General features: G+C 46.8%; 17 protein-coding genes. 8 read left to right on the top strand and 9 right to left on the bottom strand.

Going from position 1 to position 22653, the window contains the following annotated elements; genetic code table 11:
* Positions 1-117: 117 nt before the first annotated feature.
* Positions 118-942 carry a cell envelope integrity EipB family protein gene (locus GQS64_RS06185; RefSeq protein WP_198231000.1) on the bottom strand — a complete coding sequence of 275 codons (825 nt, stop codon included), beginning with the start codon at positions 940-942 and terminating at the stop codon, positions 118-120.
* Between the two features lie 163 nt (positions 943-1105).
* On the opposite strand from GQS64_RS06185, the gene GQS64_RS06180 reads away from it, so the two are divergent.
* The 3 genes from GQS64_RS06180 to GQS64_RS06170 are packed head-to-tail and all read left to right on the top strand — an operon-like array spanning position 1106 to position 2766.
* A complete protein-coding gene (locus tag GQS64_RS06180; protein ID WP_077991888.1) occupies positions 1106-1567 on the top strand; it encodes a RidA family protein in 462 nt (153 codons plus the stop codon).
* A gap of 3 nt (positions 1568-1570) precedes the next feature.
* The gene (locus tag GQS64_RS06175; protein WP_077991887.1) at positions 1571-2290 is read left to right on the top strand and encodes a glycerophosphodiester phosphodiesterase family protein; all 720 of its coding nucleotides are present in this window, start codon (positions 1571-1573) and stop codon (positions 2288-2290) included.
* Positions 2291-2343: 53 nt separating this feature from the next.
* Positions 2344-2766 carry an HIT family protein gene (locus GQS64_RS06170; protein ID WP_198230999.1) on the top strand — a complete coding sequence of 141 codons (423 nt, stop codon included), beginning with the start codon at positions 2344-2346 and terminating at the stop codon, positions 2764-2766.
* 94 nt (positions 2767-2860) lie between these two features.
* Here GQS64_RS06170 and clpA read toward each other — a convergent pair whose 3' ends face one another.
* Both clpA and clpS read right to left on the bottom strand, forming a co-directional pair.
* Positions 2861-5206 (bottom strand): ATP-dependent Clp protease ATP-binding subunit ClpA, encoded by a 2346-nt coding sequence (gene clpA, locus GQS64_RS06165; RefSeq protein ID WP_198230998.1) that lies wholly within the window; start codon positions 5204-5206, stop codon positions 2861-2863.
* Positions 5207-5212: 6 nt separating this feature from the next.
* Positions 5213-5575, bottom strand: a complete 363-nt coding sequence (clpS, locus tag GQS64_RS06160) for an ATP-dependent Clp protease adapter ClpS (protein ID WP_369805229.1) — start codon at positions 5573-5575, stop codon at positions 5213-5215.
* A 255-nt stretch (positions 5576-5830) separates the two neighbouring features.
* Here clpS and GQS64_RS06155 point away from each other — a divergent pair, with 255 nt between their 5' ends.
* Complete coding sequence (locus tag GQS64_RS06155) at positions 5831-7285, top strand: SPOR domain-containing protein (RefSeq protein WP_198230997.1); 1455 nt, start codon at positions 5831-5833, stop codon at positions 7283-7285.
* A 42-nt stretch (positions 7286-7327) separates the two neighbouring features.
* Positions 7328-7603 (top strand): hypothetical protein, encoded by a 276-nt coding sequence (locus GQS64_RS06150; protein ID WP_198230996.1) that lies wholly within the window; start codon positions 7328-7330, stop codon positions 7601-7603.
* 35 nt (positions 7604-7638) lie between these two features.
* On the opposite strand, the gene GQS64_RS06145 is transcribed toward GQS64_RS06150, so the two are convergent.
* The 3 genes from GQS64_RS06145 to GQS64_RS06135 all read right to left on the bottom strand — a co-directional run bounded on the left by GQS64_RS06145 (position 7639) and on the right by GQS64_RS06135 (position 10490).
* Positions 7639-8070, bottom strand: a complete 432-nt coding sequence (locus GQS64_RS06145; protein ID WP_198230995.1) for a DUF1489 family protein — start codon at positions 8068-8070, stop codon at positions 7639-7641.
* Positions 8071-8080: 10 nt separating this feature from the next.
* Positions 8081-9478 carry an L-serine ammonia-lyase gene (locus GQS64_RS06140; RefSeq protein WP_198230994.1) on the bottom strand — a complete coding sequence of 466 codons (1398 nt, stop codon included), beginning with the start codon at positions 9476-9478 and terminating at the stop codon, positions 8081-8083.
* A 334-nt stretch (positions 9479-9812) separates the two neighbouring features.
* Positions 9813-10490: a nitroreductase gene (locus GQS64_RS06135; protein WP_198230993.1), complete on the bottom strand. Its 678-nt coding sequence runs from the start codon at positions 10488-10490 to the stop codon at positions 9813-9815.
* Between the two features lie 96 nt (positions 10491-10586).
* Between GQS64_RS06135 and GQS64_RS06130 the strand changes: the two genes are divergently transcribed.
* A complete protein-coding gene (locus tag GQS64_RS06130) occupies positions 10587-11555 on the top strand; it encodes a DUF1624 domain-containing protein (RefSeq protein WP_198230992.1) in 969 nt (322 codons plus the stop codon).
* A gap of 44 nt (positions 11556-11599) precedes the next feature.
* Here GQS64_RS06130 and GQS64_RS06125 read toward each other — a convergent pair whose 3' ends face one another.
* Positions 11600-11986, bottom strand: a complete 387-nt coding sequence (locus GQS64_RS06125; protein WP_077991873.1) for a MerR family transcriptional regulator — start codon at positions 11984-11986, stop codon at positions 11600-11602.
* Positions 11987-12423: 437 nt separating this feature from the next.
* Here GQS64_RS06125 and GQS64_RS06120 point away from each other — a divergent pair, with 437 nt between their 5' ends.
* Entirely contained in the window at positions 12424-12807 is a 384-nt protein-coding gene (locus GQS64_RS06120) for a hypothetical protein (RefSeq protein WP_198230991.1), read from the top strand.
* Positions 12808-13462: 655 nt separating this feature from the next.
* Positions 13463-13846 carry a VOC family protein gene (locus GQS64_RS06115; RefSeq protein ID WP_198230990.1) on the top strand — a complete coding sequence of 128 codons (384 nt, stop codon included), beginning with the start codon at positions 13463-13465 and terminating at the stop codon, positions 13844-13846.
* Between the two features lie 155 nt (positions 13847-14001).
* Here the strand turns inward: GQS64_RS06115 and rpoC are convergent, their stop codons facing one another.
* On the bottom strand, positions 14002-18210 hold the full coding sequence (gene rpoC, locus GQS64_RS06110) for a DNA-directed RNA polymerase subunit beta' (RefSeq protein WP_077991865.1): 4209 nt from the start codon (positions 18208-18210) through the stop codon (positions 14002-14004).
* 147 nt (positions 18211-18357) lie between these two features.
* Positions 18358-22497: a DNA-directed RNA polymerase subunit beta gene (rpoB, locus tag GQS64_RS06105; RefSeq protein ID WP_198230989.1), complete on the bottom strand. Its 4140-nt coding sequence runs from the start codon at positions 22495-22497 to the stop codon at positions 18358-18360.
* Positions 22498-22653 lie beyond the last annotated feature (156 nt).

The following is a 22653-nucleotide window of genomic DNA, read 5'->3' as shown; positions in this document are numbered from 1 at the left end:
TGTGTGGAATGTCGGGTTAATTAAGTGAAGTTGAAAAAACTTTCAAGTGTTTTTGACATCACTCATAATATTCTAACGAAAAATCGGAAATTCAACAAGCAGGTTTTGACCAACCGGCTATTCTTTACAGGTTTCTTTTGCTGGTTGTACGTCGAACAATTTGAATGTCTGCAATTTTCCGCGTACTGAAAAATTCCCGTAATCCATCACAAGGTCGCGGGTCACGCCGTTTTCATACAACAGAAAACTCGTGCGATAAACAGGTAAGCCATCCTGATTTTCGTCATCATTGAAATAGGAAATCGTTACCGGCCAATAGGGTTCGTTACCGAGCTTTCCCATGACTTTGGTTTCATTGTCAGCTTTGGCTTCCACCCTATCACCTATCACCACTGTCGCGTCCGTCAAGCGGTCGGCATCGTCCGAACCGTCAAAAAGCGTGGTCCGGTAGAAGTGGCGACCTGCTTTTGCCTGACGGATAACTTCTATCGTTTGAATTGTAGGAAATGCAGCCGATTTCAGTTTGACTTCTTTTTCTTTGGGCTTCTTCAGATTGACAACCATTTCGCCTTTGGCAATTTTGGCAACGCCATCTGTTTCGCTGGTCACTTCCTGATCTATGATGGTTTTGCTGACAAAACGAAACTCTTTGCCATTTGCCGTCTCGAAGCTTGTCATTTGCTGGTCGGTAAGCCGTGCCGGTGAATCAGTCATATCAATCCGTGTGACAAATCGAAAACGGGTTGTATAACCTTCGCATGATGAACCGTTGAATTCATAGGCCATACGGCCGACGAGACCCGAAATACCGGATTTATCCGATGCAGTTTCGAGCTGTAGATCATAGATTGCCGTATGGGGAACCATGACAATTTTATCTTCGGCCTGCGCTACGCCAAGACCCAGAATAAAAAAAGCAATGGTAACGAGAATCCTTGGCATCCACATATTCCTGTTTTTAACTGAGCTTGGCGTTATCATATATGCTAGATACAAAGCGAGTAAATTTCTTTTTTTAAACTTCGCATTTCCATATAAAAAGAAATGCGTTATTGAGCGAATATAAATCAAGCGAATATGAAATGACGGGATAAAGAGGTAGAAAATGTCCGACACGATTGAAAGCCGTTTAGAAAAACTAGGCATCAAAATCCCCGCTGCTGTACAACCTGTAGCAAACTATGTGACCGCCAGACGTTCTGGTAATCAACTCTATATCTCAGGCCAGCTTCCGCTGCGCGATGGCAAACCTGTCGCTATCGGAAAAGTCGGCAGAACAGTGAATGCCGAACAGGCAAAAAAATCGGCAGAAGCCTGTGCAATCAATATTCTGGCGCAAGCACAAGCTGCTCTTGGTGATTTGGGTAAAATAAAACAGGTTGTTAAAGTCACTGCCTTTGTCGCCGCCGATCCCAATTTTACCGATATTCCGCAAGTGGCTAATGGTGCATCGGATTTGTTTGTCAATGTTTTGGGAGACAAAGGAAAACACGCACGTTCAGCCGTCGGAGTTGCGACACTGCCCATGGACGTACCTGTAGAAGTGGAAGCTATTCTGGAAATTTGAGCGATGCGGCTTGACTGGTTAACAAAACGGCCCATTGCCAATTGTGGTCTTCATGGTTGTGACAAAACGGTTCTGGAAAATACACTCCCTGCATTCGAGCTGGCAGCCCTTGAGAATTATACGATTTGTTGCGACGTTCAATTGTCTCACGACGGAGTGCCTATGGTTTTTCACGGCGCTTCGCTGGAACAGGTAACCGGAAAAAACTTGCGTATTATCGACTTACGGTCATCCGAAATCGAAAAAATTCGCTCGGATGACGGCAAGCCGCGTATTCTCCCGTTCGAGACTCTTCTTCACAACATTGGTGGAAAAGTGCCGATTCTGGTAAATCTTGAAGGGAACGACGGTGAAGATGCAGGACTGATCTCGCGAGTGACCGAATTGCTGATTTCTTATCCCAACAGCTCGGCAATCATGTCGCAAGATGTACACATTTTACGTCGTGTACGTTTTGCCGATCATGCGATACCACACGGGATAAAAGCCGAAGGAAATCGGCGTTCAGAGATAGAAGAACATTTTGCAATGCTGGCTCATGATATGGAGTTCGTTGCTTATAATTTTCGCCAATTGGCAAATCCGTTTGTAAGGTTTGCCCGCGAAAAACTGGCAATGCCGGTTCTTGCATGGACAATCCATAACGCGGAAGAATGGGAAAGAGCACGCATTAATGCCGATCAGATGATCTTTGAAGGGTTTAAGCCAACTGGAATTAATTAAATCGTTTTTTCAATTGGTTAAATACAACTGTTAATCTATCGAACGAGGAAAAAATGCAACAGGTCTATGACGAAAATAATATTTTCGCAAAATTGATTCGTGGGGATATTCCTTCGATACGGGTCTATGAAGATAATGATGTTGTCGCCTTCATGGATGTGATGCCGCAGGGAAAGGGACATACTCTTATCGTCCCGCGTAAAGGTTCACGCAATCTCTTGGATGCCGATCCCGAAACGCTCTCCAAAGTCATCAAGGTCGTGCAAAAAATTGCCAAGGCCGTAAAAAAGGCCTTCAATGCGGATGGCGTTACAGTTATGCAGTTCAATGAACCGGCGAGCGGCCAAACAGTTTTCCATCTTCACTTTCATGTCATTCCACGTTTTGAAAATGTGCCGCTAAAACCCCACAGTGGTGAACCGGTTGACGCCAAAACACTGGAACAATCGGCAGCAAAAATCCGTGCAGCCTTATAAAAAGCTGTTTTTTCGGGTTCTCTTTTACCTGGCTAATAGTTGAAATTATTCTAAAAAACCTGACCGATCATTCAAACAGTCGGTCAGGTTTTTCTTAATCGGCTGGTGTCGTTTTTTTAACCCGTCGCTTATCCGTTTTTATTGATCGGGTCTGTTTTTTATTTGCCTGTGTTTCGTTGCTGATTATCTTCAAGGCAAGCTTGTTCTTATCGTTTTCATCAGTCATTACTTTGACTGTTCCACCGTGACGCAGCTTGCCGAATAGTATTTCTTCAGCAAGAGGTTTCTTGATATATTCCTGAATGACACGCGATAACGGGCGCGCTCCCATATGTGAGTCATACCCCTTATTGGCCAACCATTTTGTGGCAGCCGCACTTAGTTCAAACGTAATATCGCGGTCGGCAAGCTGTGCTTCGAGTTGCAAAATAAACTTCTGCACAACCTGATGGATAATCGGTTCCGACAACGGTGCAAACGGAATAATAGCATCAAGACGATTACGAAATTCGGGCGGAAAAAGCTGGTTGATTGCTTCGACATCATCGCCCTCGCGTTCTGTTTTTCCGAAGCCGATTGCGGATTTTGCCATATTCGCAGCACCGGCATTGGTTGTCATGATGAGAATGATGTTGCGAAAATCAATCTCTTTGCCATTATGGTCGGTGAGCCTGCCATGATCCATGACCTGTAACAGAATATTATAAAGATCGGGATGGGCTTTCTCTATCTCGTCAAGCAAAAGCACAGCATGAGGATTTTGGTCGACGGCATCGGTCAACAACCCGCCCTGATCGAAACCGACATATCCGGGCGGTGCGCCAATCAGCCGTGAAACAGTGTGCCGTTCCATATATTCCGACATGTCAAAGCGTAACAATTCGATTCCGAGTGAAGCCGCAAGCTGTTTTGCAACCTCGGTTTTTCCAACCCCTGTAGGACCGGAAAACAGATAGCTGCCAATCGGCTTGTCAGGCTCTCTAAGACCGGCACGGGCGAGCTTGATAGAGGCTGCAAGAGCTGAAATTGCCTTATCCTGCCCGTAAACGACACTTTTCAGCTCTTTTTCGAGATTTGCCAGCGTCTTGCGGTCATCACGCGATACAGTCTTTTGAGGAATGCGCGCCATTGTTGCGACTGTTTCCTCTATTTCCTTGACGCCAATGGTTTTTTTCCGCTTATCTTTCGGCAAAAGCATTTGCGCAGCACCGGTTTCGTCGACCACATCAATAGCCTTATCGGGCAATCTTCTGTCAGACATATAACGCGAAGAAAGTTCGACAGATGCTTTCATCGCTTCATCGGTGTATTTGATCTTATGGAAGTTCTCGAAATATGGCTTCAAACCCTTCAATATTTCGATCGCATCATCAATCGAAGGCTCGTTGACATCTATCTTTTGGAAGCGGCGCGCCAATGCACGGTCTTTCTCAAATATTTGGCGATATTCCTTATAGGTGGTCGAACCGATGCAACGGATAAGCCCCGAAGAAAGTGCCGGTTTTAACAAATTGGCAGCGTCCATACTACCGCCCGACGTTGCCCCTGCTCCGATAAGGGTGTGGATTTCGTCGATAAAAAGAATAGCACCCTTATAGTTTTCAAGCTCCTTAACGACCTGTTTGAGACGTTCTTCAAAATCACCGCGATAACGGGTACCGGCGACCAGCATTCCCATATCAAGGGAAAAAATCGTTGCATCGTTCAAAACTTCAGGCACTTCACCATCAACAATGCGTTTTGCCAAGCCTTCGGCAATTGCCGTCTTGCCAACGCCGGGATCACCGACGAGAAGCGGATTGTTTTTTGAACGACGACACAAAATCTGGATTGTCCGCGCAATTTCTTTATTGCGACCGATGAGCGTATCAATTCTTCCCTGACGGGCACGTTCATTAAGATTGATACAATATGCCGATAACGCATCTGTTTCTTTTGCGGCTGCTTGTTCACTACCGGGCAGTTCGTCATCGGCACCACCGAGCGGAAAACTCGCGGCGCCATTTTCAGACGCTATACCATGAGAAATAAAGTTCACGGCGTCATAACGGGTCATTCCGAGTTCTTGCATAAAATAGGCGGCAAAACTTTCCCTTTCGGCAAAAATCGCTACAAGCACATTTGCTCCGGTAACAATATCACGCCCTGCCGATTGAACATGAATTACGGCACGTTGAATAACACGTTGGAACGAATTTGTCGGCTTGGTATCCTCGTCGTCGCCAATTTGTGCATCAAGTTCCGACTCGACATATTGTGTCAATCGCGAGCGCAATTGTTCAATATCGACATTGCAAGCCTGAATAACTGCTTTAGCATCGACATCATCAAGCAATGCCAGCAAAAGATGTTCGAGCGTCGCATATTCCTGATGTGCGTCGCTCGCTATCATGAGTGCTCTATGGAGTGTCTTTTCAAGGCTGGTTGTGAAAGATGGCATGGGGGATCACTTTCTTTCCATTACGCATTGTAAAGGATGCTGGTTTTCGCGGGCACAATCCATAACCTGTGCAACCTTTGTTTCTGCCACTTCATAAGAATAAACACCGCATTCGCCAACGCCGGTGTGATGAACATTCAACATAATACGCGTTGCGTCTTCACGATTTTTACGGAAAAACTTCTGTAAAACAAATATAACAAAATCCATCGGCGTATAATCATCATTCAAAAGAAGGACGCGATAAAAGTCCGGCTTTTTAACCTTGGGAAGCGTTTTGGTAGCGATACCGGTTTCAAAATTTTCCGGATTATCGCCAGCTCTTTCATCATTATGGCCGCTTAATCTTTCAAACTTGCTTTGTATCACTGTTGCGTTTCTTTCTCTATCGAATGCAATTTATGTAATGTATTTTTATCAGATTATAAGGCCTCGGATAGCGGGTTTGATAACAGTTTTATATCATTTTCCACCATTTAGGTTCCGCTTCGACTATTTAGATTCAAGAAAAATTTTGCCCTTATAAATAAATTGGTAACGCTGTCGGATTAGTCTTCCTGCAACCGAAGCGGCAGAGCCTACTCTGACGCTCATTCTGTTTGGCGAAATCAAGGGTAATTCAAAGTGCAAAAAGCCTACCAAAAAGTAGCTAATTTTTTCAGAACAGCCGCCATTGCAACACTCGTATTTTCTGTTTCTATCACTTGTGCAAAAGCCGCTCCCCAGAGTGCTTATGCCGATAAATATGCAGCAATAGTGATTGATGCCAATACCGGAAGAACCTTGTTCGAGGCAAACGGAAATGCACGTCGTTATCCGGCCTCCCTTACAAAAATGATGACGCTTTATCTGCTTTTCGAGGCTATGCAATCCGGAAGGGTTACGCCAAACACACCAATTCCGGTTTCGGCCTATGCTGCTTCGCGTCCGCCCACAAAAATCGGCTTTCGCGCCGGCCAGACAATTCCTGCCGAACTTGCCGCAAAAGCTTTGATAACCAAATCGGCAAATGATGTCGCAACCGCTATCGGTGAATATCTTGGCGGTTCGGAACCCCGTTTTGCCCAGATTATGACAGCAAAGGCAAGAAGGCTCGGTATGATGAATACCAATTTTGCCAATGCATCCGGTTTACCGGACGAACAAAACTATTCGACTGCCCGTGACCTCGCCATTCTTTCACTCGCTTTGCGTGAACATTTCCCGAAGCAATATGACTGGTTCAAGACAACGAGTTTTCAATTCCGCGGCCAAACAATCAACGGTCATAACCGCCTTGTCCGCGATATGAAAGGCGTTGACGGTATTAAAACCGGTTATACCCGTATGTCGGGTTCAAATCTGGCAACGTCCATGCGCCTCGACGGTCGTTCCATTGTTGCGGTCGTGATGGGAGGACGTTCCTCGGCATTGCGTGATGTGCATATGGCGGAACTCTTACGCCGTTATCTGCCGGAAGCCAGTCGTGGTAAAACACGCGCTCCGCTCATGGCTGCCACCCAATACGATTTACCGGAAGTCAATAACGCTCCCATTCCGGTAACAAAAGCAAATATGCCGAATGTCAAAGCCGATAAAATCGCGGTTATTGCAAAAGCGGATGTCACAAATGTCGCAGCCGACACAAGTACAGCAGTCGCCGACGCACCAACCGCCAAAAAACCGGATAATGCTTCGGATGTTTTGACAGCACTTGCGAGCACATCCCAATCCAATGCACCTGCCGTAAAAGAAGCAACCGAAGCGGTCATTTCAAAACCACAAGCCGGAACTGCCCGGTCCGGTGCTATTGATCCTGTTATCACCGCATCAGCTCCCGCGAATGCCGGTCAAAATGGCTGGGCCATCCAGATTGGCTCCCTGCCCAATCAACAACAGGCAACAGACATGCTTTCCAATGCCTCCGACGCCGCCCGTTCCGCTCTTTCAAACGCAAAACCCTATACTCAAGTGTTTGATAAAGACGGCCAACGTTATTATCGCGCACGGTTCGTCGGATTTAATTCAAAAAAAGCTGCCTGGGACGCATGTTCGGTTTTAAAGAAAGCAAATTTTAACTGCTATGCGATAACACAATAATCAAGAACAATTTTCGAGTTTTGCGTAAAAGGTAATTGAGCCATGGAAAATGCAACTGATATGGTGTTAAAAGCCCGTTCTCACAATTTCGAGAACCCGTTACTCACTTTGCGGTCGCTTCAGCAAGCAGCCTTGAAATTGCACGGTTTGAAAGCCACGCCCAATGGCTTGGGCACACGGTCCCTGCTCGGTCTGTTGATTTGCCAAACGCAACGTAACCGCCGCATGGCTTTGCCGCCGGTTCGCGTTCATTTGCGCGTTGCAAGCCCGCGGGGGTCGTTCGGCGTAAAACTTCGCCTCGGTTCAACCAACAGTTAAAAACCGGGTGTGTGATTGCGCATTCCATCGAAAGATTATAACAGCCCCAGATCTGCAAGTTCCTGCCTCAACGCAGGAGGTAAGCGGTTTTTGCTTCCGTTCAAATCATCCTTGGGTGCTTCATCTATCTTGAGATAACGCCACCCTTGAAAGGCACGTCTTGGCTGCCATTCTGTCGGAATAATCTTGTCATCAAGGACAAGCTTACAACGATGAATTCCCTCCTCGTCGGTAAACGGGCGGATGTCCAGAAATTTTTGTCGACACTGGATATTACCTTTCATAACCCAATAAAGCGACCCCCCGTCGAGGAGTTCATCATTTTTTTTGGGAACCATGCGGGTAATATGATACTGTTCCGGCTTTTCTCCCGCCAAACGTAATTCGGCAAGCCGAAAATCAACCCAGGCTGCGAGGTCTTCAATCGAGGAACAACCAACGCATAATTTTACCATGTGAAGCGTCATAATTGAAGATTTAGCAATCCGTCACATTAACTGCAAGGCCACCTTTGCTGGTTTCCTTATATCTATCGCTCATATCGTGTCCGGTTTCCCTCATTGTCTTTATGCAAGCATCAAGTGACACAAAGTGGTGACCGTCACCATGAAGTGCCAATGAAGCAGCCGTTACAGCTTTGACGGCTCCCATCGCATTTCTTTCGATGCACGGAACCTGAACGAGACCGGCAACCGGATCACACGTCATTCCGAGATGATGTTCAAGTGCAATCTCGGCCGCGTTCTCGATCTGCTTGGGCGAACCTCCCAAAACGGCTGTCAAGCCTGCGGCTGCCATAGAAGAAGCAGAACCCACCTCCCCCTGACACCCGACTTCAGCACCCGAAATCGACGCGTTGGATTTGATAATTCCGCCGATTGCTGCAGCGGTGAGCAGAAAATCACGAACCCCGCTCTTACTGGCATCGGCACAAAAGCGCAAATAATAGCTGATCACTGCCGGAATAACGCCCGCCGCGCCATTGGTGGGCGCTGTAACAACGCGCCCTCCTGCTGCATTCTCTTCGTTAACAGCAATAGCATATGTCGACAGCCAATCATTTGCCGACAACGGGCTCAACTGATTCTTTTTGCTGTCACCGATCAGTTTCTCGTAAAGCTTTTTTGCCCGACGTTTAATGTGGAGACCTCCGGGCAATTCTCCCTCATGACCAAGTCCGCGTTCAACACAGCTTTTCATTACGAGGAATATTTTGTCGAGCCCCTCATCCAGATCGCTGCGCGTCATACGTGTTTCTTCATTGGCGCGTTTCATTTCGGCGATTGTCAAACCTGATCGGGTTGCCATATCAAGCATGTCTTTCGCAGTGGCGAAAGGAAAAGGCACTGAAGAGCTATCGTTACTGCTGTTGTGCTCGATCCGGTTTATTTCGTCTTCTGTCACCACGAAACCGCCGCCGATAGAATAATAAACGCGACGCAACAGCACATTTTGCATCTCGTCGAGGCCTTCAAAAACCAGACCATTGGTATGCGCCGGCAACGGCGTCTTGTAATCGAATATCAGATCCGTTTCAGGAGAAAAACGATATGCAGGATGTCCATGCGGATGAACCTCTCCGCTTTCGTATACACGACGAACAATACTATCCATCGCGTCGGGATCGACAGTTGCCGGCGCCTCTCCCGACAAGCCGAGAATGACCGCTCTGTCAGTCGCATGGCCTACGCCGGTAAAAGCCAGCGACCCATGTAGAAAGGCTCGCAAATGCACAATTGACGAGTGGCTCGGCTTTGGCCAATTACCCGACAATATCTCTTCAAGAAACATATTGGCCGCAGTCATCGGGCCCATTGTGTGCGAGCTCGACGGACCAATTCCGATTTTAAAGAGTTCAAAGACCGAAAGAAACATGGAATTAATCGAACACGTCAATGTCCAACAATCAGGAATTCCCCTACATAAAGCTTAAAAACCCACTGTAAGGTAAATAAGGGAAATAACAGCAACAAGCGCTATCGTTGCTTTTATAGCGATGCTCCAACAAGATTTCTCAATGATTTCATCCATAAAGCACCTATAAAATAACAAAACAATCAACCTGTAACTGAATTGTCTCAAGCTATAATGGTGAAACAGCAAATAGACAACATTAAAAAAAAACTAAAAAAAATAATTTTCAACAAAATTTTTGAGCGCGTTCCAACATCAGGAACTCAAAATATCCCGCTTTACACACAATCCGGCATCACTCGACAAAACGTACAAACTCTTCGAGTGGCACACGTTCGGTCGGGAAATTATTTTCAGGCGCGTTTTCATCACGATAGCCGAGAGCAAGTCCGCAAATGACCTGTCGTTCGGGAGGAATATCCAGTTCTTGCGATATTGTGTTATGATATTCGGAAAAGGCCGCCTGAATACAGCTATCAAGGCCGAAACTGCGCGCCACCAATGCAATTGTCTGGATAAAACCTCCCAAATCCAGCCAACTGCCAAGTTCCATATCCCGATCCATTGTGAAAATAAGACCGACAGGCGCTCCAAAAAACATGAAATTTTTCGCCTGCTGGCGTTCGATTTTGCTTCTTTCCGAACGTGCAATTCCAAGCGCCCGATAAAGGTCCCAACCGACTTTACGCCGTCGCGCGAGATAAGGCTCACGCCACGAACGGGGATAGAATTGATATTCACATTCTTCTTTTATGCCGGAAACCGACATGTCGAAAAGTTTCCGGCCAAGTTTTTTCAATGCTCCATTATGAACGACAATCACTTGCCAGGCCTGTATATTCGCTCCCGAAGGCGCGCGCGAAGCCAGTTGTAATATGTCTTCCACCAGCTTCCGGTCGACATCCTTTTCCAGATAAGCGCGAATTGATTTTCGGCTTTTTACGACGTCGCAAAATTTTTCAATTCTGGTCATTTTTTATGTTCCACCCACAGGAAAAATGAACACACAGGCTAATTTACCCAAGCAAAGCAAAAACTTTGTGATAGATAGATAGCAAAGGATACCGATATGAACCAGCCTGAAACCATTAAAATACGATTACAAAAGGTTGATCTTATTCGTGGGCTCGCACTCATTGGCATGGTGGTTTACCATTTCAGTTGGGATTTGAGCTATTTTTCCTATATTGCCCCACAAGTTCCGGCGGAAGGCAGTTTGCGCGTTCTGGCGCGTATTGTCGCGTTTTGCTTCCTGTTTATTTCCGGTTTCAGTCTCTTTCTTGCACAGGGAAAACAACTCCACGTTTCAACCTATTTCCGACGCTTGTCGATCATCGTACTGGCTGCTTTTGTTGTTTCTATCGTTACCTATTTTATCATGCCGCAAGGCTTCATCTATTTCGGAATATTACATGAAATAGCTGTGGCGACGGTCATCGGCTTGCTATTTTTGCATACGCCGCTTGTGTTGAATTTTTTGGCTATTTTTATTTTCGTTCTACTGCCGTTCATACTGAAATCCGATGTTTTCAACGCACCTTATCTGTTATGGACCGGATTTTCGAGCTATCCCCGACCCTCATTTGATTATGTTCCGGTTTTTCCGTGGTTTGGCGCAGCTCTTTTAGGGCTTACAACAGCCCGCATCTGCGACAATTTTCAACTATTGCCATATTTACAAAACGGCATCCGCCCACAATGGCTCAACAAATTCTTGCAGCTCATCGGGCGCCACAGCCTCATATTTTATCTGGTTCACCAACCTGTTCTGTTAGCTATCCTCTATTGTATCTCTTCTGTTTTTCCCCCTTCCCCCGAAGCCTTAAGGGCACCAATGGAGAAAGCTTGCGTCAGCGAATGTCGTCAAAGTCAACCAAACGGCCACTTATGTTCCGATTTTTGCACTTGTGTGTTTGACAAAATCGAAGCAGGAAAACTGATTTCTCCATTGTCTAAAGGAGAAATAACAGAAACAGATGAAAGGCTACAAAAACCGGTCAATGAATGTTGGGCAGGAATTGTAAATAAACTTGATTAGATGGCACGCTAAAACCATGGGGAAGACAACCGGTTGCCGGACTTCTAACGATTGACATCGCGTTCGGCCAAACGCTCGAAACATATTTCCTCAATACGCTCAAGCTCGTGTAATGATTCATCAATGTCCCGACGCATCTGTTTGAGATCTTCGCGTTTTTCCTTGATATCGTGCAAGACATTCTCGACCTTTATTGCCTCATCAAGTGGAGCTGTTGTAACTGTCAAGAGCGAGGCGATTTCGGCAAGCGAAAAATTGAGCCGCTTGGCTCTGAATATTTGTTGAAGACGATGGCGATCAAGCTCGGTGTAAAGCCGTGTACGCCCCCGACGCATCGGAACAATAAGCCCCTGATCTTCATAATAGCGCAATGTTCGCGTCGTTACACCGAATTCCCTTGTCAGTTCACCGATTGAATAATATTCATGCATAAGTCAACTAAACAGGGTACGATCAAAAACCTCACGAACCCTCATCTATCCCTCTTTGTTTTCCACAATAGTTTTGCAAACCGATGGTGCAATAGCGGATAGCTGCAAAACAAATATTGTTGAAATCAATTATATGTTTAACATAGCGGGCAAAACAACCGATAATGAAAACTTTCGCCAGAAACTTGCAAACCCGTTTAACATAAATAACCGGTTGCGAAACCGGCCTTCCCCGTCAACAGTTAATAAAATCATTAAGCGGAACACTGAAAATAGATCAACCCTATATAGCGTTTCAAAACAAAGCCAACCCGATTCATGCAGTATTTTTTAAAACAGTGATGCAATTATGCTCTATATGAACCTGCAAAACCCGTTTATGATAGAAACCGACCAATCTTTATCGTTCAAGAGTACTCCTTCTGAAGTATGCCATCATGAAGAAAAAAAAATGGATCATCGGCTTTATTGTACTCGTCATTGTCGCCATTCCCTTGTCATTCAACTACCTCGTCGACCGGCTCGGACGTTCCGAACTATATGCGTTTGCACAGGACAAAAATTATTGCAGAACGCCTGATTGCGAGGAAGGAATTCAATACGTTACCGAACTTCTCCACAAACAATCGGGCATTGAAGAAAAAGACGTTCCCTGGTGTATGGCCACCAACCGTATCTATTACACGGATCTTTATTCTCTGAATGGTTTGAAAGTAAAATTTACCAATTGGATGTACCAGACATGCGAGCGTCACGAGCTTACTCTCGACGATGCAAATATCGAAATCGGCGACCACCATCACGATGAAGAGGACCATTGATCCTTTCCAGACGGCGATGATCCTTCAGGTGAATGATTTTGCCAACATCAACGGGGACATTGATAAATCAAAGCCCCGATTTGTCGAACGTTCCGGATTTTGTAGCGCGGCTTTACCGACTTTATCGCCTCCCTCGTTCATTAACGCTTCTCGCTTTTGCTCGCTCTTTTCCAACAAGCTGAAATGCACCGGACACATGACCAGTATCTATAAAAACGGATTTAAAAAATTTGCCATTTGTCATCACAATTTTTCGGTTACGGCGTATGGCCTCTTTTACAATCGCTGGAGAGGCAAAAATACCTCCAATAAAAGCATTACTGTTTCATAAAAAAATAATGACATTGCTATTGCTAAAAATTTTCAAAGTTAAAACCGGTTTTATTCCTGTTTTTTCAGTGATTTCATATTTTTTTGAACAATAATACATAAAAACAAATAAAAATTACTTAAAAACCATTTCAAAAATGATGTCGCTATTTTCTCTTAGACAACCATCAAACATTATTTTAAAAAATTCGCATCCCTATATTGGAATAGATAACGAAGAGATAAATATTCATCATAATGAAATGATGTCATCCACTTTATCGGGAACGATTTCTGCCTATATTCCGAACAATCATCAAGAAACAAACTATTCCGGAGACTCTCTATGTTTATAGACCACATTGACCATATTGTTATGACCTGTATCGATTTGGAAGCGACCAAACGCTTTTATACCGACGTTTTGCAACTGAAACTCGAAGTTTTCGGAGAAAACCGTTTTGCACTCCGCTTCGGCAATCAGAAGATCAATCTCCATCAATATGGCAAGGAATATGAACCGAAAGCTCACCTACCCGTTCCGGGTAGTCTCGATCTCTGTTTCATATCAAAACTTCCGCTAGACATGGTCATTACTCAACTGAAAAAGAGCAACTGTCCTATTGTTGAAGGTCCTGTCGAGCGCACCGGAGCGAACGGGAAAATCCTTTCCGTTTACATACGTGACCCAGATTTGAATCTCATCGAGATTTCCGAATATCTGAAATGATAACTGATCGGACAATTTCTTTCTAAAAACCGGCTTTCCTCTTTCAAGCCCGAATTTTTTTAAACATTAATAGACCGATTTAAACATTAATATACAGAAAAGCCCGACCGTTAAGTCGGGCTTTTCTTTTTTCCAAAACCAGCCAAATAGTGGGCTTATTCAGCAGCCGTATGTGTCATATCCGACAACATCGCATTTGCTTTATCGCCGCCATTTGCCTTGCGATGTTCGTCAACGATCAAATCGTCACGAGCTGTGGCAATACGACGGATTTGGGCAATTGTGCCACCTGTACCGGCAGGGATAAGACGACCAACGATAACGTTTTCCTTCAAGCCCTGCAAGGTATCCATCTTTCCGGCAACCGCAGCTTCTGTAAGCACGCGTGTTGTCTCCTGGAAGGAAGCAGCCGAAATAAACGACGGCGTTTGCAACGAAGCTTTTGTAATACCCAACAAGACAGGATTACCGCTTGCCGGTTTCTTACCTTCTTCGATGAGCCGATCATTGACTTCCTGAAGCTCGATCCGGTCGACATTGTCACCCGGAATATAGCCAGAATCACCGGAATCGGTAATTTCGACTTTTTGCAGCATCTGGCGAACAATGACTTCGATATGCTTATCGTTAATCACAACACCCTGAAGACGATAAACCGACTGGATCTCGTTGACGAGATAGGAAGCCAATGCTTCCACGCCCTTGATTGCCAGAATATCATGCGGTGCCGGATTACCGTCAAGGATGTAATCACCCTTTTCTATCTGGTCACCATCCTGCAGATGGAACGGCTTGCCCTTCGGAATAAGATATTCGACAGGCTCGACCGTGTCATCATTCGGTTCGATCGTGATACGCCGTTTGTTCTTGTAGTCGCGTCCAAAGCGGATTGTACCATCAATTTCAGCAATAATGGCATGATCCTTTGGACGACGGGCTTCAAAAAGCTCGGCAACACGCGGAAGACCACCGGTAATATCCTTGGTCTTGGCGCTTTCCATCGGCAGACGTCCGATCACGTCACCGGCTTTGACATGAGCACCGGGTTCAACCGAAAGAATGGTTTCCACCGACATCATGTAACGCGCATCACCGCCCTTCGAGAGCTTGGCAATCTTGCTGCCCTTCTTATCCGCATAGATAACAATGGCAGGTTTGAGTTCTGCACCACGGGGGTTGGCGCGCCAGTCAATAACCTGACGTTTGGTGATACCGGTTGATTCATCGGTTGTCTCTGTAACAGACAGACCGTCAAGCATATCCTCGAACCCGACATAGCCCTCGACTTCAGTCATGATCGGACGGGTATACGGATCCCATTCAGCAATACGTTGGCCGCGTTTAACCACATCGCCATCATCGACGAAGATGCGGGCACCGTAGGTAATACGGTGGGAAGCACGTTCCTTGCCATTTTCATCCTTGATAAGGATAGCCATATTACGGCCCATAACGACCAGATGGCCTTCAGAATTGCGAACAACCTTACGATTGCGCAGTTCAACCTTACCTTCATAGGATGCTTCCAGATATGAAGTATCAACAACCTGTGCGGTACCACCCAAGTGGAATGTACGCATTGTCAACTGTGTACCGGGTTCGCCGATAGACTGTGCGGCAATAACACCCACTGCTTCACCCTGATTGACAGGTGTACCACGTGCGAGATCACGACCATAGCACTTGGCGCAAACCCCGACGCGGGTTTCGCAAGTCAGTGCCGAACGGATCTGGACAGACTGGATACCGGCAGCTTCAATCTTGGCAACGTCTGCTTCCTCGATCATGCGGCCGCCTTCAACGATAACTTCACCCGTAGTCGGATGAATAATATCATGAAGTGCGGTACGACCAAGAATACGTTGGCCGAGAGAGGCAACAACCTGACCGGCATCGACGATCGCCTGCATTGTCAGGCCCTTATCCGTTCCGCAATCAACCTCGGAAATGATAGCATCCTGAGCAACGTCAACAAGACGGCGCGTCAAATAACCGGAGTTCGCAGTCTTCAAGGCTGTATCGGCAAGACCCTTACGGGCACCGTGTGTCGAGTTGAAGTACTCGTTCACAGTCAGGCCTTCTTTGAAGTTGGAGATAATCGGCGTTTCGATGATTTCGCCCGAAGGTTTAGCCATCAAGCCGCGCATACCGCCCAACTGCTTCATCTGGTTCGGCGATCCACGAGCACCGGAGTGGGACATCATGTAAATCGAATTCATCGGTTTTTGACGTCCTGTTACGGGATCGAATTCAACCGCCTGAATACGTTTCATCATCTCGTCGGCAACACGATCGGTACATTTACCCCAAGCGTCGACAACCTTGTTGTACTTTTCGCCCTGTGTAATAAGACCGTCATTATATTGCTGTTCATATTCCTTGGCCAAAGCCTCGGTTTCCTGAACCAGTCTTGCTTTGCTTTCCGGTATAACCATATCGTCCTTACCGAACGAAATGCCGGCACGGCAAGCATTGGCAAAGCCCAAAGACATGATGCGGTCGCAGAACATCACTGTTTCTTTTTGCCCGCAGTGACGGTAAACATGGTCGATCATCTTGGAAATGTTCTTTTTGGTCATTTCCTGATTGACGATATCGAACTTGATGTTTGGATTTTTCGGCAATGTTTCACCGATGATAAGCCGTCCCGGTGTTGTGTCGTAAATTTTCGAGACAATATTGCCATCGGCGTCAACACTTTTAACGCGGCCTTTGATCTTTGTGTGAAGCGTTACAACTTTGCTATCCAACGCATGTTGCAATTCACCCATATCACCAAACGCCATGCCCTCACCCGGTTCATGTTCGCAAACAATCGACAGGTAATAAAGGCCGAGCACCATATCTTGCGAGGGAACAATAATCGGCGCGCCATTGGCAGGATGCAGAATATTGTTCGTCGACATCATCAGGACGCGGGCTTCAAGCTGGGCTTCAAGCGACAGCGGTACGTGGACAGCCATTTGGTCGCCATCGAAATCCGCGTTGAAAGCGGTACAAACCAGCGGATGAAGCTGGATGGCTTTACCTTCGATCAGGGTCGGTTCAAAAGCCTGAATACCCAAACGGTGCAACGTCGGAGCGCGGTTCAAAAGAACGGGGTGTTCACGGATAACCTCTTCGAGAATATCCCAAACTTCCGGACGTTCTTTTTCAACGAGCTTCTTGGCTTGTTTTACGGTTGAAGAAAAACCTTTTGCATCGAGGCGTGCGTAAATAAACGGCTTGAACAGTTCCAAAGCCATTTTTTTCGGCAAGCCGCATTGATGCAACTTCAGTTCAGGACCTGTGACGATAACCGAACGACCGGAATAATCGACGCGCTTACCAAGCAGGTTTTGACGGAAACGTCCCTGCTTGCCTTTCAGCATATCCGAAAGCGATTTCAGCGGCCGCTTATTGGCACCGGTAATGACACGTCCACGACGACCATTATCGAACAGAGCATCGACAGCTTCCTGCAACATACGCTTTTCATTGCGTACGATAATGCCGGGTGCGCGAAGTTCGATCAAACGTTTCAAACGGTTGTTACGGTTGATAACGCGACGATAGAGGTCGTTAAGGTCGGATGTCGCAAAACGGCCACCATCAAGTGGAACCAGCGGGCGTAAATCCGGCGGAATAACCGGAATAACCTTCATAATCATCCATTCCGGACGATTTCCGGACTCGATGAAATTCTCGACGATTTTCAGACGTTTCATCAATTTCTTGATTTTCAAATCCGATGTCGTCTCTGCAAGTTCCGCACGCAGATCGGCAGCTATTTTCTGCAAATCCATTGCTGCGAGCAGCTCGTAGATCGCTTCTGCACCGATCAGAGCGGTAAACTGGTCCGGCCCGAATTCGTCAACCGCCATCATATATTCTTCTTCGGAAAGAAGCTGATGCATTTTGAGCGAAGTCAATCCGGGTTCGGTAACAATGTAGTTCTCGAAATAAAGAACACGCTCAATATCCTTGAGAGTCATATCAAGAAGTGTACCGATACGGCTCGGCAGTGATTTCAAAAACCATATATGTGCGACTGGAGCAGCAAGTTCGATATGCCCCATACGCTCGCGGCGAACACGTGAAAGAGTAACTTCAACACCGCATTTTTCGCAAATAATGCCTTTATATTTCATGCGCTTGTATTTGCCGCACAGACATTCATAATCTTTGATCGGCCCGAAAATACGTGCGCAGAAAAGCCCGTCACGTTCTGGCTTGAACGTACGGTAGTTAATGGTCTCAGGCTTTTTGATTTCGCCATAAGACCAGGACAGAATCTTCTCAGGGCTGGCGATTGATATCCTGATGGAATCAAACGTCTGTGTAGGCGCCTGAGGATTGAAAAGATTCATGACCTCTTGGTTCATGCCGTTCTCCTTCAGGGGTTTTATCTAAAACCCGTTGCGATAGTCATTTTTGTCCATTGATAAACAAAAACCTATCTCAGTAGAAATCTATTTGTTCGACTTAACAAAAGCCAATGGAGGTGCGCCCTCTTGGGCGCACCTTTCCGATTACTCGGCTGCATCCGGCAAGTTTTGCTGCTGAGCCAATAATTCACGCGTATCATCAAGCTCGACATTAAGCCCAAGAGACCGCATTTCCTTAACCAGAACGTTGAAGCTTTCCGGTATGCCGGCTTCAAACGTATCATCGCCACGAACAATAGCTTCGTAAACTTTGGTACGTCCGGCAACGTCGTCAGACTTCACTGTCAGCATTTCCTGCAAGGTGTAAGCGGCACCATAAGCTTCAAGTGCCCAGACCTCCATCTCGCCGAAACGTTGACCACCGAACTGTGCTTTACCACCCAACGGTTGCTGGGTAACAAGCGAGTAAGGTCCGATCGAACGGGCGTGAATCTTGTCATCAACCAGATGGTGCAGTTTGAGCATGTAAATATAGCCCACTGTCACCTGACGATCGAAAGGTTCACCGGTACGGCCATCAAACAGTTGAACCTGACCCGATGTTGCAAGTCCTGCTTCTTTCAACATCTCGTTGATGTCGGCATCATGTGCACCATCGAAAACCGGTGTCGAAATCGACACACCATGGCTCATCTGGTCGGCAAGGCGAACAATGCTTGGATCATCGTATTCGCGGATCGGCTCGTTACGGTCATTATCGGGAATAATATCCTCGATCCGTTGACGTAACGGCTTGATGTCTCCGCCTTTGCGATAAGCTTCCAACAAATCGCCTATCTGCTTGCCAATACCGGCACAAGCCCAACCAAGGTGGGTTTCGAGAATTTGCCCGACATTCATTCGGCTCGGAACGCCCAGAGGGTTCAACACGATATCGGCATGTGTACCATCTGCAAGGAACGGCATGTCTTCAATCGGCAGAATGCGCGAAACAACACCCTTGTTACCATGGCGACCGGCCATCTTGTCACCCGGCTGGATTTTGCGCTTAACAGCAACAAAAACCTTGACCATCTTCATGACGCCCGGAGGCATTTCGTCACCACGCTGGACTTTTTCAACCTTGTCCATGAAGCGACGCTGGAGAGCATCCTTGGATTCGTCGTATTGCTTGCGCAATGCTTCGATTTCACCCTGAAGCTTTTCATCCTCAACGGCGAATTGCCACCACTGTGAACGCGGAAACTCTTTCATGACGGCTTCAGTAAGGCTTGTGCCTTTCTTGAAGCCCTTAGGCCCTTCAATAGCTGTTTTTCCATTCAGCATATCGACAAGGCGTGCATAAACGCTGCGGTCCAGAATGGACTGTTCGTCATCACGGTCTTTCGCCAAACGCTCGATTTCTTCGCGTTCGATAGCCATTGCACGTTCGTCCTTTTCAACGCCGTGGCGATTGAAAACACGAACTTCAACGACTGTACCGAATGCCCCCGGAGGCATACGCATTGACGTATCACGAACATCGGAAGCCTTTTCACCGAAGATGGCTCGCAAGAGCTTCTCTTCCGGTGTCATCGGGCTTTCACCCTTCGGTGTGATCTTGCCAACGAGAATATCACCAGGTTGAACTTCGGCACCGATATAAACAATGCCGGCTTCATCGAGGTTTTTCAGAGCTTCTTCCGAAACATTCGGAATATCACGTGTGATCTCTTCCGGTCCAAGTTTCGTATCACGGGCAGAGACTTCGTATTCCTCGATATGGATCGAGGTGAATACATCTTCTGCAACCATCCGTTCGGACAATAGAACAGCATCTTCGTAGTTATAGCCGTTCCATGGCATAAACGCGACGAGAACGTTACGACCAAGAGCCAGATCACCGAGATCGGTCGACGGACCATCAGCAATGATATCGCCCTTCTCGATATGGTCGCCAACGCGAACCAAAGGACGCTGGTTGATACAGGTCGACTGGTTGGAGCGCTGGAATTTGTGCAAACGATAAATATCCACACCCGATTTGGTCGGGTCGAGATCCTGTGTTGCACGAATAACAATACGCGTTGCGTCAACCTGATCGACAATGCCACCACGTTTGGCTGCAATGGCTGCACCGGAGTCACGAGCAACGATCGGTTCCATACCGGTTCCGACAAACGGTGCTTCGGCGCGAACCAGAGGCACAGCCTGACGTTGCATGTTGGAGCCCATCAAAGCGCGGTTCGCGTCGTCGTTTTCGAGGAACGGAATAAGCGCTGCAGCAACAGAAACCAACTGCTTCGGCGAAACGTCCATGAGGTCGATATTCTCGCGCGGTGCCATCAACACTTCGTTGGCATGACGACAAACGACGAATTCATCAACAAATTTGCCGTCATCCGACAGGTTGGAATTTGCCTGTGCCACATAGTGCTTGGACTCTTCCATAGCCGAAAGATAAACGACTTCGCGTGTAACCTTGCCATCAATGATCTTGCGATACGGACTTTCAATAAATCCATATTTGTTGACACGGGCAAATGTTGCAAGCGAGTTGATAAGACCGATATTCGGACCTTCCGGTGTTTCGATCGGGCAGATACGACCATAGTGGGTCGGGTGCACGTCGCGAACCTCGAAACCGGCACGCTCGCGGGTAAGGCCACCCGGTCCCAATGCCGACAGACGCCGCTTATGGGTAATTTCCGAAAGCGGATTGGTCTGATCCATAAATTGCGACAACTGCGACGAACCGAAGAATTCACGCACAGCAGCAGCAGCCGGTTTTGCATTGATAAGATCTTGCGGCATAACCGTGTCGATCTCGATTGAAGACATACGCTCCTTGATGGCGCGTTCCATCCTCAACAGACCGATACGATACTGGTTTTCCATCAATTCGCCGACAGCGCGGACGCGACGGTTACCGAGGTTATCAATATCGTCGATTTCACCACGACCATCACGCAGTTCGACAAGTGTCTTGACAACTGCCAGAATATCTTCTTTGCGCAAAATGCGGATCGTATCCGGACAATCAAGATCAAGACGCATATTCATCTTGACACGACCGACGGCCGAAAGATCATAGCGTTCCGGATCAAAGAACAGCGAATTGAACATCGCTTCGGCTGTTTCAAGTGTGGGCGGTTCACCAGGGCGCATAACACGATAAATATCGAACAATGCATCCTGCCGGCTCTGATTTTTGTCAGCCGCGAGTGTGTTGCGAATATATGCGCCGATATTGACATGGTCGATATCGAGAACATTGATTTCGTCAACATTCTGGTCAAGCAAAATCTGAAGAGTCTTTTCGTCAATCTCGTCACCGGCTTCAAGATAGATTTCACCGGTTTCGTAATTGACAATATCTTCGGCCAGATAGGAGCCATAAAGATCGTCTTCTGTTGCCTTGATCTCTTTCAACCCTTTTTCGACAAGTTGCTTTGCCGCACGAGCTGTGAGCTTTTTGCCTGCCTGTGCTACAACTTCACCCGTATCGGCATCAACAAGATCAGCCAGCAACTTCATTCCCTTATAGCGTTCAGCCGAATAAGGAATGCGCCAACCATCTTTGGCACGCTTGAAAGTAACCGTATTATAGAATGTCGACAGGATTTCCTGTCCATCCATTCCGAGCGCCATCAGAATACTTGTGACAGGTATCTTGCGGCGCCGATCAATACGTGCGTAAACAATATCCTTGGCATCGAATTCAATATCGAGCCATGAACCACGATATGGAATGATACGAGCAGCAAACAACAGTTTGCCGGAAGAATGGGATTTTCCCTTATCGTGATCGAAGAATACACCCGGTGAGCGGTGCATCTGGGATACGATAACACGTTCCGTACCGTTGACGATAAACGTACCGTTATCTGTCATAAGGGGCATATCGCCCATATAGACATCTTGCTCCTTGATATCTTTAATATCTTTGGAACCGGTATCTTCATCAATATCAAATACGATCAAACGCAGCGTTACCTTGAGAGGTGCCGCATATGTAAGATCGCGCTGCCGACATTCTTCAACGTCGAACTTTGGTGGATCAAATTCGTAACGGACGAATTCGAGCATGGATGCACCCGAAAAATCCGTTATCGGAAATACCGACTTGAATACTGCTTGCAAGCCTTCGTCTTTTCTTCCCCCTTTTGGTTCATCAACCATCAGGAATTGGTCATAAGAAGCCTTTTGAACCTCAATAAGGTTCGGCATCTTGGCCACTTCGGGAATCTTTCCGAATACCTTGCGCACGCGCCTGCGACCATTAAATGAAAGGGTCTGAGCCATCGTCGCTCCTCGATTTGTGCCTTTCAGGAGCTTTCACTCCTTAAGAACAATACATCATTAATTCGCTTAAAGCGAACCAGTTCAAGTAGATCATAGCGATCTACACTTTACTCGTTTTACATCAGACATCCGGAACCGGATGTTGATTGGCAACCC

Source organism: Bartonella sp. P0282, assembly GCF_048452985.1.
Lineage (GTDB): Bacteria > Pseudomonadota > Alphaproteobacteria > Rhizobiales > Rhizobiaceae > Bartonella > Bartonella choladocola.
The sequence above is the reverse complement of the archived record's forward strand: the minus strand, read 5'-3'. Positions and strand labels throughout refer to the sequence as shown.